This window comes from Kitasatospora sp. NPDC101155, assembly GCF_044768305.1.
GTDB lineage: Bacteria > Actinomycetota > Actinomycetes > Streptomycetales > Streptomycetaceae > Kitasatospora.
In genome coordinates this window covers 16,289-30,439 of the sequence record NZ_JBIWPN010000038.1, presented here as the reverse complement: position 1 = coordinate 30,439, position 14,151 = coordinate 16,289, and the positions used below count along the sequence as shown (strand labels likewise).

The following is a 14,151-nucleotide window of genomic DNA, read 5'->3' as shown; positions in this document are numbered from 1 at the left end:
GCGGAAACCGCCCCGCCCCGCCCGTGCCCTACCGGCCGTGCGGGGTGGGGCGGCCCTCCCGGAGTATCGCCGCGACCAGCTCGGCCTCGCCGGGCCGGGCGAAGTACCAGCCCTGGGCGGTGTCGCAGCCGGTCAGTCGCAGCCGCTCGGCCTGGGCGGCGCTCTCGATGCCCTCGGCGGTGACGGTCAGGCCGAGGGTGTGGGCCAGCTGCACCATCGCGCCGACGATCTGCTCGTCGGCGTCGCTGCGGCGGGAGCGGAGCTCCGGCACGGGCGGGCGGTCCGTCGGGGCCGGGTCGCGGAAGCCTTCGATGAAGGTGCCGTCGAGCTTCAGGACGTGCACCGGCAGCCGGGAGAGGTAGGCGAGGTTGGAGTAACCGGTGCCGAAGTCGTCGATCGCGATCCGCACCCCCATGTCGGCCAGCGCCTGCAGGGCCTGCAGCGGGCGCCCACCGGGGCCGAGCAGGGCGCTCTCGGTGATCTCCAGCTGGAGCAGTCGGGCCGGCAGACCGGTGCGTTCGAGGACCCGGGCGACGTCGGCCACCACGTCGGAGTCCCAGATCTGCCGGGCCGCCAGGTTGACGCTCACGAAGGTCTCGGTGTCGGGGAATTCGGTGAGCCACTGCTTGGCCTGACGGCAGGACTCCTCCAGCACCCAGCTGCCGAGCGGCACGATCGCGCCGGACTCCTCGGCGAGCGGGATGAAGCGGTCCGGGGAGATCGTCCCGTAGCGGGGGTGGCGCCAGCGGACCAGGGCCTCGGCGCCGTGCACCGCGCCGTCGGCCAGGCCGACCAGAGGCTGGTACTCGACGCTGAACTCGCCGCGCTCCAGGGCCGGCCGCAGCGCGGTGGCGAGCAGTTGGCGGGTGAGCTGGTGGGCGCCGCGGTCCGGGTCGTAGAGGGTCCAGCGGGCGCGGCCGTCGGCCTTGGACCAGTACAGGGTGGCGTCGGCGTCCTTGACCAGGTCGGTCGGGGTGGTCTCGTGCACCGAGCGTTCGACGACGCCCACGCTGGCGGTGATCACCAGCCGGTGCCCGGCGACGTCGAAGGGACGTTCCAGTACCTCCAGGATCCGTCCGGCGAGCGCGGTCAGCTGCTCGCTGCCGATGCTGTCGGTGACCAGGACGGCGAACTCGTCGCCCCCCATCCGGGCCACCAGGTGGGCGTCGCGTTCGGCGAGCCCGCCCCGCAGCCTGCCGGCGACGGCGATCAGCAGCTGGTCGCCGATGTGGTGGCCGAGGGTCTCGTTGATCGCCGCGAAGCCGTCGAGGTCCAGGTAGCAGACGCCCACCCGGCGTCCGTCGGCCGCCGGCAGGGGACGGTCGGGGCCCCCGCCGCTTCCGGGGGCCTCGGTGCCGGTGAGGCAGGCCGCGTCGAGCCGTTCGAAGAAGAAGGTCCGGTTGGGTAGCCGGGTCAGCGGGTCGTGCAGGGCCTGGTACTCCAGGCGGTCGCCGAGCCGGCGCTGTTCGGTGATGTCCTCCACCAGCGCGAGGGTGTAGAGCGGCTGCCCGGCGCCGTCCCGGATCAGGGAGACGGTCACCTTGCTCCAGACCGTGTGGCCCTCGCGGTGCTTGAGCTGTTTCTCCACGCGGAACCGTTCCCGCTCACCGTGGACGAGTTCGGTGAAGAGCCGAGGCGGCATGCCCTCCGGGTCGATGATCTCGTGCAGGTGGGTGCGGACCAGTTCGCCGACGCCCCGTCCGATCAGCGCTGCGAAGGCCGGGTTGACCTCGATGATCCGGTCCTCGGGGTCGATCAGGGCCATGCCGATGACGGCGTCGCAGAAGGCGGCCCGGAACCGGGACTCGCTGGCCCGCAGCGCCGCCAGCAGCCGGTCGCTGCCGCCGCCCTCCCGGCCGGGGGCGTCGGCGGCGCCCCGACGGGTGCCGCCGGTCAACGGGGCCGAGCAGGTGGGGCAGAGCAGCACCTCGGGGGCCTCCAGGGTGCCGCAGGCGGTAGCCGACGCAGCCGAGGGCGCGGAAGCCGGATCGAGGACCGGCGCGGTGAGGTGGCGGTGGTGTGACGATTCCTCGTGTCGCACGCCTGGGTGGTGTGCGTCGGCCCCCTCGTTCTGGCCCGGCACGGCATGCTCCCGTCCGCTGCTGACGCTTGACGATGGTTCGCCAGGCCGGTCGGGACTCCGGCGGCCGGCTCCGCGCTCTGTCACGGTCCTCGGAGCCGGTCCGCTGCGGGGCGACCGCCGTGGGGCGCTGTCGCGCGGGGACCCACGTGAAGAACAGGGCGCTTCGGCCGATCATAGGACGCGACGACAACGCGCGGTGACCGCCGCCAGGGTGATTCGTCCCCTTTGTGATCGTGCGTGGCGGAACGTTCGGGCGCCCTTGGTACGCAGCACGTGAGGTGCGCCGGGATCGCGCGCGCCGAGGCCGCGCCCCCGGGCGCCGGTTGCGCGCCGGGGGCGTGGCCGGATGCGCCCCGGACGAGCCGGGGGAGAGGGTCAGGCCAGCTGGGCCGTGAGGGTGATGGTGGTGCCGGTCAGGGCCTGGCTGACCGGGCAGTTGGCCTTGGCGTCCTCGGCGGCCTTCACGAAGCCGGCCTCGTCCAGGCCGGGTACGTCGCCGGTGACGGTCAGGTGGATGCCGGTGATGCCGGTGCCGGGCTGGAAGGTGACGTCGGCCTGGGTGTCGAGCTTGGTGGGCGGGTTGCCGGCCTGGGTCAGGCCGTGCGAGAGGGCCATCGAGAAGCAGGCGGAGTGGGCGGCCGCGATGAGTTCCTCGGGGCTGGTCTTGCCGTTGGGCGTCTCGGCGCGGGCCGGCCAGGAGACGGGGTACTCGCCGATCCCGGAGGAGGCGAAGGTCACCTGCCCCTTGCCGTTGAGGAGGTTGCCCTCCCAGGCGGTACGGGCGGTGCGGATGGTTGCCACGATCGGTTCCTCCACTACTGAGGGACTGCTGAGTCGTCACTTCCGGTCATGCACGCACCAGCCTACGGGCAGCCCCGCCCCGGGGCCGGGCGCCGGGGCAGGGCGTCGGACGGCCCGTCGGCATCCGGACACCCCGGCGGCCCGATGAGGCGGTCCCACCGGGCTGTCCGGATGCCGGACGGTTCCGGCCAACGGTGCGGGTCCGGAGCGGGTGCCCTGTTAGATTTGCCCGGGCCCGAGCCCGGCCGCCGTACAGCCGGGCGCCCACCCCAGACACCGGGAGCCGCCCCGATGACGGACCAGCCCACGACCCCCGACGCCGGCGTGCCCGAGGGGATCGACGACGCGGTGCGGGCGGAGCTGACCAGCCTGCGCGAGAGTATCGACAACATCGACGCCGCGGTGGTCCACATGCTGGCCGAGCGCTTCAAGGCGACCCAGCGGGTCGGCCGCCTCAAGGCCGAGCACAAGCTGCCGCCGGCCGACCCGGCCAGGGAGCGGGACCAGATCGAGCGGCTGCGGGAGCTGGCCGCCGGAGCCAAGCTCGACCCGGTCTTCGCGGAGAAGTTCCTCAACTTCATCATCGCCGAGGTCATCCGTCACCACGAGGCCATCGCCCGCGCCTGAAGGCGCCCCTGGAGGCGACCCCCTGGAGGCGACCCCGAGCGGAGGCTTCCCGCCCGGTGATGTCGGGGGCGGCCACCCGTGATGTCGGGGGCGGCCACCCGTGATGTCGGGGGCGGCCACCCGTGATGTCGGGGGCGGCTAAATGCCGGATTTCGTGAGGCTCCCCGGTTGGCGTAGCGTGCAGGTTTCCCCAGCCGGAGAGGTGGAGCAGCGACGATGGCGGTGAACCTGCCCGAAACGCCCAGCGGAGCCCTCGGTGATCCCGGCGTGCAGGAGGTCGAGGACACCCGGCACACCAGCGGCGCAGCCGGTGCCTCCGATGCCCCGGGCGTAACCGACGCCCCCGGCGGCCGCGCCGAGGCCCGCCGCCGGGCCGGCGGTCCGCGCGGTCGCAAGGCGCGTCGCTCGGCGCGTCGCCCCCGGCCGTGGTGGATCGAGCTGCCGGCGATGGTGGTCATCGGGCTGGTGGTCGCGCTGCTGATCAAGACCTGTCTGTTCCAGGTCTTCACCATCCCGTCCGGCTCGATGGAGAACACCCTGCGGGTCGGCGACCGGGTCGGCGTGAACAAGCTCGCGCCGCTCACCGGCTGGAAGCCGGAGCCGGGGCAGCCGGTGGTGTTCAAGGACCCGGGGAACTGGCTGCCGCCGCAGCCCGTCGACTCGAACCCGTTCACCAACGCCGTGAGCTCGGTGCTCAGTTTCGTCGGGCTGGTGCCTCCGAAGGACGACAACTACCTGGTCAAGCGGGTCATAGCGACCGGTGGCGAGACCGTGCAGTGCACGGGCACCACGCTGACCGTCGACGGGAAGAAGGTCGACGAGCCGTACCTGCACCCGGGCGACGACTCCTGCGCGGGCCTGGACTTCGGTCCGGTGAAGGTGCCCGCGGGCTACATCTGGGTCGAGGGCGACCACCGCAGCGACTCCGCGGACTCCCGCTACCACCGGCAGGGCCCGGGCGGCGGCGCCGTGCCGGTGGACAATGTGGTCGGTCCGGTGTCAGCCGTCGTGTGGCCGCTCAATCACTTCGACTGGTTCGGCTGGACCGGCCGCTGACCCCGCGCTCGGCGGCGGCCACCCGCTCCCGGCCCTCCTGAGCGGTTCCGACGGCCCGGGAGGCGGTGGAACCGGACGGAGCAGTACCCGACGGAGCAGCACCGGAAGCAGCCGAACCCGGGGCGGTGGCACCGGCGACCACCTCGGTCGCACCGCCGCTTCGGCCCGCCGCCCCCGTCTCCACCGCCGCCGGCTTGCTGATCTGCGCGGCGAAGGCGCCCGCCAGGACCAGCAGACCGCCCGCGACCTGCGGCAGCCCCAGGTGCTCGCCGAGCAGGACCCAGGCCAGCACGGTGGCGACCACGGCCTCCAGGTTGGCCACCACCCCGGCGATCGGCGGCGAGAGGTATCCGACGGAGATCACGCCGGTCAGGTAGGCGAGCACGGTCGCGACCAGCACCATCCAGGCGGCCGGGATCAGCGCGGGCAGGGTGTGCCCGTTCATCACCACGGATCCGCCGAGCAGTCTCCAGTCGGCCTGCCAGGGCCGGGTGAGGACGGTGAGCAGGACGGCGCCGATCAGCAGTCCGTAAGCGCTGACGGCCATCGGGTGGACCGGGCGCTCGCCCCGGCGGCCGGCGTCGGCGAGCACGAAGTAGCCGACCTGGCAGCAGGCCGCGCCGAGGGCGAACAGCACGCCCAGGGCGTCGAAGCTCAGGCCGTTCCAGACCTCGACCACGCAGGCCAGTCCGGCCACGGCGACGCCGGCGCCGATGGCCGCGCCCCGGGTGATCGGCTTGCGCTGCACGAACTTGACGTAGCCGATGAGCAGCGGCGGTCCGAGGTACTCGATGAGGAGCGCGACGCCGACCGGGATGCGGGAGATCGCCGCGAAGTAGCAGGCCTGGACGCCGGCCACGGCGAGCAGGCCGAAGCCGAGCAGCAGGCCGGGGCGGCGCAGGACGGCGTCCCGGTGCCGGTAGGCGATCGGCAGCAGGGCCACGGCGGCGCCGGTGACCCGGAGCCACACCACGTGCAGTGGTGAGAGCCCGGCCTCGATCAGCGGCTTGGCCGCAGTGCCGGAGCCGCCGAAGGCGAACGCGGAGACCAGCGCGAGGCCGAGACCGAGGGTTCTGCCCGAAGGGTGGGTGGGCGAGGCCGTTGAGCTTTGCACCGACGCATTGTGACAGTCGGACCGGCGCTTCGGTAAGGCGCCATTTCGTCGTTCGGTCCTGCTGTCCACTGTCCGCAACGGCGCACTCACCCACCCGAGGCCTCCGGGGCCCGAGGACCCCGGAACCCGAGGCCCCCGAACGTCAGCCGCCCGCCCCCGCCCCCGAGAGCGCGTCCGTTCCGCCGGTCGGCTGGCCGGTCGGACCGGTGGTCGGCCCCGTGGTCGGACCGGTGGTCGGCGTCGGCTGGGGGGTCGGCCGACCGGTGGGCCGCGAGGTGGGCTGGGTGGTCGGCTGGCTGGTCGGGGGAGCGGTCGGCCCGGTGGTCGCCCCGCCGGAGCCCGTGTCCGTGCCCGAGCCGGAGCCCGAGCCGGAGCCCGAGCCGGAGCCCGAGCCGGAGCCCGAGCCGGAGCCGGAGCCGGAGCCGTTGCCGCCCGACGTGTTGCCGCCGGAGTTGTCGCTCGACGGGGTGCCCGCGCCGGTGCCCGGGGTGGCGGCGCCGGTCGACGGGGCGGTGGTCGGCGTGCTCGGGGCGGTCGGCAGGTCGGTCGCGCCCGCGGAGCCGTCGCCGTCCGCCGGGGCCGCGAAGTCGCTCACCGGCTGGCCCTTGAGCGCGGCCTTCATGTAGCTGGTCCAGATCTGCGCCGGGTACTGCCCGCCCGCCGCGCCGTCGATCCCGCCGACGCCGCTCAGGCTGACCTGGGCGCCGGTGCCCGGGTCCTGGCCGAACAGCGCCACCGAGGTGACCAGCTCGGGGGTGTAGCCGACGAACCAGACGGACTTCTGGTCATCGGTGGTACCGGTCTTGCCCGCCACCGGACGGCCCAGTGCCTTCGCCCGCCAGCCGGTGCCGCCCGGGTCGCTCACCACGCCCTGGAGCATCGAGGTGACCTCGTTGGCGGTGTCCGCGCTGATCGCCTGGGTGGTCTTGTGCGCGGGCAGCGCCACGGCCTCGCCGCCGTGGTCCACCGACTGCACCAGCCACGGGGTGATCTGCTTGCCGCCGTTGTCCAGCGTGGCGTACACGCCGGCCATGTCGAGCACGCTCGGGGTGGCCGCGCCCAGCGGGATGGACGGCACGGGGTCCAGGCCCGGGGTGTTGCCGGGCAGGCCCAGCGCGACACCGGTGTCCTTGACCTTCTGCAGCCCGGTGTCCTGCGCGAGCTGGGCGAAGGCCGAGTTGACCGACCAGTCGGTGGCCTGCTGCAGGCTGATCTGGCCGTAGCTCTTGTCGCCCTCGTTCGGCGGCGCGTACGGGGTGCCCTTGCCGCCGCGGACCTTGCGGCCGCTGGTGCCGTCGTAGACGGTGTGCGGGGTGACGGTCCGGCCGTCCTGGGTCTTGGCGTTGTTCTCGAAGGCGGCGGCCAGGGCGATCGCCTTGAAGGTCGAACCGGCCTGGTAGTCGCGCCGGGTCGCGTTGTCCACGTAGTGCTTCACGTAGTCGAGGCCGCCGTACAGGGCGACGACCGCGCCGGTCTTCGGGTCCACCGAGACGGCGCCGGCCTGGGCGGCCGCGTCCTTCTTCCGCTTGTCCGGGTTCAGGGTGTCGTGCAGCTGCGCCTGGACGGAGTCCTGCAGGGCCTGCTGGCGGCTCGGGTCGATGCTCAGCTTGATCGTGTAGCCGCCCTTGGCCAGCTCGGTCTCGCTGATGACCCCGTTCGAGGTGAGGTACTGGGTGGCCGCGTCCACCAGGTAGCCGGACTGGCCGGACAGGCCCGGGTTGGGCTGCGGGTCCTTGACGTCGGGGAAGGTGGTCTTGGCCCGCTCGTCGGCGGAGAGCCAGCCCTCCTTGACCATGCCGTCCATCACGTAGTTCCAGCGGTTGACGGCGTTCTGCTTGCCCGCCGGGGTCGTGGTGGCCACGTCGTAGGCGCTCGGGGCGTTCAGCAGGGTGGCCAGGTAGGCGCCCTGGGCCGGGTTGAGCGCGGAGGCGTCGATGCCGAAGTACGCCTGGGAGGCGGCCTGGATGCCGTACGCGCCGCGGCCGTAGTAGGAGGTGTTCAGGTAACCGGAGAGGATCTCGTCCTTGCTCTCGGTGGCGTCCACCTTGATCGCTATGAAGAGTTCCTTCACCTTGCGGGTGATCGACTGCTGCTGGCTCAGGTACGTGTTCTTCACGTACTGCTGGGTGATGGTGGAGCCGCCCTGGGTGCCCTCGCCGCTGGCGGTGTTGAGGGCGGCCCGGACCAGGCCCTGCACGTTGACCGCGCCCTCGTTGTAGAAGTTGCGGTCCTCGGCGGCCAGCGCGGCGTGCTGGGCGGCGGGGGAGACCTTGTCCAGGCCGACGTTCTGCCGGTTCATCTGGCCGGTGCGGGTGATCACCGAGCCGTCCGAGTAGAGCCAGGTGTTGCTCTGCGCGGTCGCGGCGGCGTGCGCGTCCGGGACCTTCACCAGCGCGACGCCCAGCGCGAACAGGCCGACGCCGAGCAGCAGGGACGCGGCGAGACCGAGCAGGGTCATCCGCCAGGTGGGTATGAGTCGGCGCCAGCCGGTGCGCTTGGGCCGGCGCGGCTTTCTGCCGCCCGCCGCACCGCCGGCCGGACCGGTGGAGCGCTTGAACCGCTTGACCGGCCGGAGACTGATCGACGGCGTGCGGCCGCCGCCCTGGGTGTTCTCAGACATGGCGCGGCCTTCCTGCGGGCGGACCAGGCCAGCCTGCACAGACGGGGACATCGGGGGTCGGGGACCTCTGTCCCGATTCCGGTTTACTGCCCAGGACGAGCCGCGCGGGCCGAATGGCTCCGCCGGAACGGCAATCGAGACCGACATCACAGGCAAAACGGACGTCGAGGGCCAAAAAATCGGGGAGCCCCTCGCTGCTGCGAGAGGCTCCCCAATGTCTGTGCGCCGCCAGGGACTCGAACCCCGGACCCGCTGATTAAGAGTCAGCTGCTCTAACCAACTGAGCTAGCGGCGCCTGCTGACCTGGAAAACAATACACGGTCCCGAGGGGTGCCCCGAACCACTCCCGCTCCGCCCGGTGCTCCGGACGTCCGTTTCCTCCTGGTTGGGGCGGAGTTCGCCGCTGGTTAGGCTGGAACCGTGCCCACCGGCCCGACCGCCTCCGACCCGCAGGCGCGCTTCCTGCGCGTCGACGGCGTCGCGCTGCACGTCCGCACCGAGGGCGACGGCCCGGCCTGCCTGCTCACCGGCGGCCTCGGCAGCAGCTGGTTCGACTGGGACCTCGTGGTCCCGTTCCTCACCCCCTACCGCACCGTGGTCCGCTTCGACCGGCCCGGTTACGGGCTGAGCGCCGCCGAGCCCGCCACCGGGCGGCCCGCCCCGACGGCGGCCGGCGAGGCCGGGCGGATCCTGGCGGTGCTGGACGGCCTCGGGCTGGGCGGCCCCTGCACCCTGGTCGGCCACTCGCTCGCGGGCCTCCACGTGGAGGCCTTCGCCCGGCTGCACCCCGAGCGGGCCGCCGGACTGGTGCTGGTCGACGGCAGCGTCGAACCGGCGGCCCGCCCGTACCCGGCACCCGTCGCGCGCGACCTGGCGGCCCGGGCGGTGGCGGGCGCCGCAAGGGCGCTGGCGGTGCCGTACCTGCTCGGCCCGACCGCCCGCCGGGCGATGGCCCGGCGGTCCACCGTCCGCCGCGAGGACCTCGCCCCGGCGCCGCTGGCCCGGCACTGCTACCGCACCGGCCGGGCCCTGCGTGCCCTGCTCCGGGAGTACGGGCGCTACCTCGACATGGCCGCCGAGCTGGACGAACTGCGGCGCACCCGGCCGCTGCCGGAGGACCTGCCGATCACCGTGCTGGCCTCGGACGACGGCTGCCGCAACCGCCGCACCGAGAACTGGCTCGCCGAGCAGCGGGAACTCGCGGCCCTGCTCGGTGCCGACTACCGCACGACCGCCCCGGCCGGGCACCTGGTGATGTTCGACCGCCCGGACGCGGTGGCCTTCGCCGTCCTCGACACCCGCTGAACGTTCAGCGGCCCGCCTCGACGCGCCGCACCGCCAGGGCGATCGGCGGTTCCGTGGCCGGCCGTCGTGTCGCTGGCCGGGCCGGGGTGCCGCGATCCGGAAACGCCGGAAGGCCCTCCGCTTTCGCGAAGGGCCTTCCGGCTGTCTGTGCGCCGCCAGGGACTCGAACCCCGGACCCGCTGATTAAGAGTCAGCTGCTCTAACCAACTGAGCTAGCGGCGCTTGCTGACGTGGAAGACAGTACACGCCGCCGACCCGATCCGCCGAATCGCATTCGAGCGGTTGCGGAGGGTGATCGACTCGGTGATCAGCTCATGGGTTCCTCCGGATAGTGGCAGGCCGCCTGGTGGTCCCCCTCCGCCCGGTCGGCGTCGAGCGAGGGCCGTTCCCGCTCGCACCGGGCCCGGGCCGTCTCCGGGAGCCGGGCGTGGAGCGGGCAGCGGGTGCGGAAGGGGCAGCCGGTGCGGCGCTCGGTGGGGGAGGGCGGGTCCCCGGCGAGCAGGATGCGATCGCGGGCGCGCTCGGCGGTGGGGTCGGGCAGCGGGACGGCGGAGAGCAGCGCCCGGGTGTACGGGTGGCGGGGGTGGTCGAAGACGGCGGAGACCTCGCCCTGCTCGACCGTCCGTCCGAGGTACATCACGCTGACCCGGTCGGCGAGGTGCCGGATCACCGAGAGGTCGTGCGACACGAACAGGTAGGAGAGCCCGAGTTCGGCCTTGAGCGCCTGCAGCAGGTTGAGCACCCCGGCCTGGATGGAGACGTCCAGGGCGGAGACCGGTTCGTCGAGCACCAGCAGCTTCGGCCGGACGGCGAGCGCCCGGGCGATCGAGACACGCTGGCGCTGCCCGCCGGAGAACTCGTGCGGGTAGCGCACGGCGTGGTCCGGGGCGAGGCCGACCTGGCGCAGCAGCTCGGGCACCCGGTCGGCGATCTCCGTGCGCGGGGCGTGCTGGGCGCGCAGCGGTTCGGCGACGATGTCGCCGATCGGCATCCGGGGGTCGAGGCTGGCCATCGGGTCCTGGAAGACGATCTGCAGCTGGGCCCGGAGCCGGTGGGCCTCGGCCCGGGTGAGCCGGGCGGTGTCGCGGCCGAGCAGTTCGATCCGGCCGGTGTCCGGGGCGCCGAGCTTCAGCAGTTCGAACAGGGTGGTGGACTTGCCGGAGCCGGACTCCCCGACCAGGCCGAGGGTCTCGCCCTCCCGCAGGTCCAGGTCGACCCCGTCCACCGCGTAGACCTCGCCGACCTTGCGCTTGAACACCGTGCCCTTGAGGAGCGGAAACGTTTTGCCGAGACCGCTCACCGACAGCACCGGCGCCCGCGACGAGCGGTCCCCGGCCGTGGTCGCGGTCGGCAGCTCCGGCACCGGGTACACCTCGCTCGGCGCGGGCCGCCGCTCGGCCAGCTCCGCCGACCGCACGCACGCGGCCAGGTGCCCCTCGGCGCCCTCCAGGACGGGCTCCGCTGCCGAGCAGCGCTCCTCCGCCAGTGGGCAGCGCGCGGCGAACGGGCAGCCCGGCGGCAGTTCGGCCATCGGTGCGGGGGTGCCCGGGATCGGCACCAGCGGGCCGCCGCGCCCGTCCAGTCGGGGCAGCGCGCCGATCAGGCCGAGCGTGTACGGGTGGCGCGGCGCCGCGAACAGCTCGTCCACCGTCGCGGTTTCGACCACCCGGCCCGCGTACATCACCGCGACCCGGTCGGCCGTCCCGGCGATCACCCCGAGGTCGTGGCTGACCAGGACCAGCGCCGCTCCGGTCTCCCGCTGCGCGGTGCGCAGCACGTCCAGCACCTGGGCCTGGATGGTGACGTCCAGCGCGGTGGTGGGCTCGTCGGCGAGCAGGATGTCGGGCTGGTTGGCGACGGCCATGGCGATCATCGCGCGCTGGCGCATGCCGCCGGAGAACTCGTGCGGGAAGCTGTCCAGGGCCCGGTCGGGCGCCGGGATGCCGACCAGGTCGAGGAGTTCGGCGGCCCGGCGGCGGGCGGTGGCCTTGTCGACCTTCTGGTGGACGCGGACCGCCTCGGCGATCTGGTCGCCGATCCGGTAGACCGGGGTGAAGGCGGACAGCGGGTCCTGGAACACCATGGCGACCCGTCGGCCGCGGATCGCGGTGAGCTCCTTCCCGGGCAGCCCGACCAGCTCCCGGCCGTCGAGGCGCACCGAGCCGCCGACCCGGGCCGTGCCCGGCAGCAGGCCCAGCACGGACAGCGCGGTGACGGACTTCCCGGAACCGGACTCGCCGACGATGCCGAGCGTCTCGCCGCGCCGAAGGGTGAGGTCCACCCCGCGGACGGCGGGGACCGGGCCGCACGGCCCGGCGAAGTCCACCCGCAGGTCCCGGACGGCGAGCAGCGGGGTCTCGACAACAGTGGTCACGGGCTCTTCCTCTGTGAACGACCCGAACGACCCGAACGGCCGGAACGGCTGGAACTGCCGAAACGACGTGAGCGACGTGAACGACCCGAGCGGCCGGCCGCCCCGGCGGTGGGGTCGAGGGCGTCGCGCAGCCCGTCCCCGACCAGGTTGACGGCGAGCACGAACAGCACCAGCAGTCCGGCCGCGAAGTAGAACATCCAGGGGAACACCGGGGCCTCGCTGGTCCCGGCGGCGAGCAGGGTGCCGAGCGAGACGTCGGGCGGGCGGACACCGAAGCCGAAGTAGGAGAGCGCGGTCTCGCTCATCACCGCGCCGCCGACCGCGATGGTGGCGTCGATGATGAGGAAGGAGGCGACGTTCGGCAGGATGTGCCGGCTGATGATCCGCAGCGGCCGGACGCCCATGAACCGTGCGGCGCGCACGAATTCGCGCTCGCGCAGGGAGAGGGTCATCGAGCGGACCACCCGGGCGGTGATCATCCAGTTGAACAGGGCGAGCAGCAGCACGAAGGCGATCCAGCCGCTGCCGCGCAGCCGGGGCGAGACGATGGTGATGATCAGGAAGCTGGGGAAGACCAGCAGCAGGTCCACCAGGAACATCAGCACCCGGTCGGTCCAGCCGCCGAAGTAGCCGGCGCAGGCGCCGACCAGCGAGGCCAGCACGGTGGAGAACAGGGCCACCAGCAGCCCGATGATCAGTGACTTCTGCAGCCCGCGGACGGTCTGCGCGAACACGTCCTGGCCGACCCCGTTGGTGCCGAACCAGTGTGCGCCGGAGGGGGGTTGGTGCAGCGTGGTGAAGTCGGGGGTGGCGTAGTCCCAGGGCGTCAGGAACGGTCCGCCGAAGGCGAGCACGAACAGCAGCAGGATCAGGACGGCTCCGGCCACGGCGCCGCGGGCGGCGAGCAGCCGGGTGAGCACGAGCCGCCCCCGTCCGGCGACCGGGGGCCGCCCGGCATCGCCCGAGGAGCCGGAAGACCCGGCCGGGGAATCGGAGTCGGCCGGCTCGGCAGTGACGACGGTCATCTTGGGGATCACCTCCGGTCAGGACCGCACGCGCGGGTCGAGGGCGGCGTGCAGGGTGTCGGCCAGGAAGCCGGAGGCGAGTACGACGACGGCGGTGAACAGGTTGATCGCCACCACCGAGTTGACGTCCTGTTCGTTGATCGACTGGATCAGCCATTCGCCCATGCCGTGCCAGCCGAAGATGGTCTCGGTGAAGATCGCGCCGGTGAAGATGCTCAGGAAGCTGTAGGCGAACATGGTCGACATCGGGATCACGGCGGTGCGCAGCCCGTGCTTGAGCAGGGCCCGGCGCCGGGTGAGGCCCTTGGCCTCGGCGGTGCGCAGGTAGTCGGAGCCGAGCACGTCGAGCATGGTGCCGCGCTGGTAGCGGCTGTAGGTGGCCAGGCCGCCGAGGGCGAGCGAGACGGTGGGCAGCAGCAGGTGCAGCGCCCAGTCGGCGAGGTGGGCGCCGAGGCCGCCGGCCAGCCCGGGGGTCTCGTAGCCGGTGAACGGGATGACCTCGTGGCCGGCCACGTCCTTGGCGGCGATCGCGCCGTTCTTGAGGAACAGCGCGACCAGGAAGACCGGGGTGGAGAGCAGCACGAAGGACAGCACGGTGAGCAGCCGGTCGGAGATCCGGTACTGGCGCACGGCGCTCCAGGCCCCGGCGGCGACGCCGAGGACGGCGCCGAGCAGGCTGCCGAGCAGCAGCAGCCGCAGCGAGACCCAGACCCGGCGGCCGAAGTCGTCGTTGACCGGGGTGTCGTGGATGGTGCGGCCGAGGTCGCCGTGGAGCAGGCCGTCGGCCCAGTGGCCGAAGCGCTCGACCACCGGGGTGTGGTCGTTCAGGTTGAGCGCGGTGAGCTGGCGCTCGACCGACTCGGCGGACGGGCGGGGGACTTTGGCGTCGAAGTAGGTGCGCGGCTGCAGGGCGCTCGCGGAGATCGCGTACGCCAGGAAGACGGCGGCGAGCAGCAGCGCGGCGTAGTAGCTCAGCCGCTTCGCCAGGTAGCGGAGCATCAACGGCCGCCCGGGGTGGGGGCGGGGTCGACGCGTCTGGTGGGCATCGGGTGGTGGCCTTCGGTCGTGGCCCGGTCAGGGCGTCAGGTGGCGGGGTAGGCGGGGGAGTTGGGGAAAGCGCAGGTCAGAGTGAACCACCCGGGGACG

At 73.1% G+C, this 14,151-nt stretch carries 10 protein-coding genes and 2 tRNA genes; 3 read left to right on the top strand and 9 right to left on the bottom strand.

Annotated features, from left to right (window positions below; genetic code table 11):
• Positions 1-28: 28 nt before the first annotated feature.
• Together ACIRYZ_RS35470 and ACIRYZ_RS35465 are read right to left on the bottom strand one after the other, a co-directional pair.
• Positions 29-2,041 (bottom strand): putative bifunctional diguanylate cyclase/phosphodiesterase, encoded by a 2,013-nt coding sequence (locus ACIRYZ_RS35470; RefSeq protein WP_402952313.1) that lies wholly within the window; start codon positions 2,039-2,041, stop codon positions 29-31.
• A gap of 417 nt (positions 2,042-2,458) precedes the next feature.
• Positions 2,459-2,884, bottom strand: coding sequence for an OsmC family protein (locus ACIRYZ_RS35465; RefSeq protein ID WP_393037105.1), 426 nt, complete (start codon positions 2,882-2,884; stop codon positions 2,459-2,461).
• A 291-nt stretch (positions 2,885-3,175) separates the two neighbouring features.
• Between ACIRYZ_RS35465 and ACIRYZ_RS35460 the strand changes: the two genes are divergently transcribed.
• Both ACIRYZ_RS35460 and lepB read left to right on the top strand, forming a co-directional pair.
• Positions 3,176-3,511, top strand: coding sequence for a chorismate mutase (locus ACIRYZ_RS35460; protein WP_380612786.1), 336 nt, complete (start codon positions 3,176-3,178; stop codon positions 3,509-3,511).
• Positions 3,512-3,727: 216 nt separating this feature from the next.
• Positions 3,728-4,567 (top strand): signal peptidase I, encoded by an 840-nt coding sequence (lepB, locus tag ACIRYZ_RS35455; protein ID WP_402952311.1) that lies wholly within the window; start codon positions 3,728-3,730, stop codon positions 4,565-4,567.
• Here the strand turns inward: lepB and ACIRYZ_RS35450 are convergent.
• The 3 genes from ACIRYZ_RS35450 to ACIRYZ_RS35440 form a co-directional block, all read right to left on the bottom strand.
• Positions 4,530-5,681, bottom strand: a complete 1,152-nt coding sequence (locus ACIRYZ_RS35450; protein WP_402952309.1) for an EamA family transporter — start codon at positions 5,679-5,681, stop codon at positions 4,530-4,532. The genes lepB and ACIRYZ_RS35450 overlap by 38 nt on opposite strands.
• 142 nt (positions 5,682-5,823) lie before the next feature.
• On the bottom strand, positions 5,824-8,301 hold the full coding sequence (locus tag ACIRYZ_RS35445) for a transglycosylase domain-containing protein (RefSeq protein ID WP_402952307.1): 2,478 nt from the start codon (positions 8,299-8,301) through the stop codon (positions 5,824-5,826).
• A 221-nt stretch (positions 8,302-8,522) separates the two neighbouring features.
• Positions 8,523-8,596 (bottom strand) — tRNA-Lys (locus ACIRYZ_RS35440).
• A gap of 125 nt (positions 8,597-8,721) precedes the next feature.
• Between ACIRYZ_RS35440 and ACIRYZ_RS35435 the strand changes: the two genes are divergently transcribed.
• Positions 8,722-9,606 carry an alpha/beta fold hydrolase gene (locus ACIRYZ_RS35435; RefSeq protein WP_402952306.1) on the top strand — a complete coding sequence of 295 codons (885 nt, stop codon included), beginning with the start codon at positions 8,722-8,724 and terminating at the stop codon, positions 9,604-9,606.
• 148 nt (positions 9,607-9,754) lie between these two features.
• On the opposite strand, the gene ACIRYZ_RS35430 is transcribed toward ACIRYZ_RS35435, so the two are convergent.
• The 4 genes from ACIRYZ_RS35430 to ACIRYZ_RS35415 form a co-directional block, all read right to left on the bottom strand.
• A tRNA-Lys gene (locus ACIRYZ_RS35430) sits at positions 9,755-9,828 on the bottom strand.
• Between the two features lie 85 nt (positions 9,829-9,913).
• On the bottom strand, positions 9,914-11,980 hold the full coding sequence (locus ACIRYZ_RS35425) for a dipeptide ABC transporter ATP-binding protein (protein WP_402952304.1): 2,067 nt from the start codon (positions 11,978-11,980) through the stop codon (positions 9,914-9,916).
• A complete protein-coding gene (locus ACIRYZ_RS35420; RefSeq protein ID WP_402952303.1) occupies positions 11,977-13,005 on the bottom strand; it encodes an ABC transporter permease in 1,029 nt (342 codons plus the stop codon). Before ACIRYZ_RS35420 ends, ACIRYZ_RS35425 begins: the two co-directional genes overlap by 4 nt.
• An 18-nt stretch (positions 13,006-13,023) precedes the next feature.
• On the bottom strand, positions 13,024-14,004 hold the full coding sequence (locus ACIRYZ_RS35415; RefSeq protein ID WP_402952301.1) for an ABC transporter permease: 981 nt from the start codon (positions 14,002-14,004) through the stop codon (positions 13,024-13,026).
• Between the last annotated feature and the right edge of the window lie 147 nt (positions 14,005-14,151).

What these genes read in the sequence shown, in the direction of transcription:
- ACIRYZ_RS35460 (WP_380612786.1), top strand. Translation starts at nt 3,176, where the DNA reads ATGACGGACCAGCCCACGACCCCCGACGCCGGCGTGCCCGAGGGGATC.
- lepB (WP_402952311.1), top strand. Translation starts at nt 3,728, where the DNA reads ATGGCGGTGAACCTGCCCGAAACGCCCAGCGGAGCCCTCGGTGATCCC.
- ACIRYZ_RS35445 (WP_402952307.1), bottom strand. Translation starts at nt 8,301, where the DNA reads ATGTCTGAGAACACCCAGGGCGGCGGCCGCACGCCGTCGATCAGTCTC.
- ACIRYZ_RS35420 (WP_402952303.1), bottom strand. Translation starts at nt 13,005, where the DNA reads ATGACCGTCGTCACTGCCGAGCCGGCCGACTCCGATTCCCCGGCCGGG.
- ACIRYZ_RS35415 (WP_402952301.1), bottom strand. Translation starts at nt 14,004, where the DNA reads ATGCTCCGCTACCTGGCGAAGCGGCTGAGCTACTACGCCGCGCTGCTG.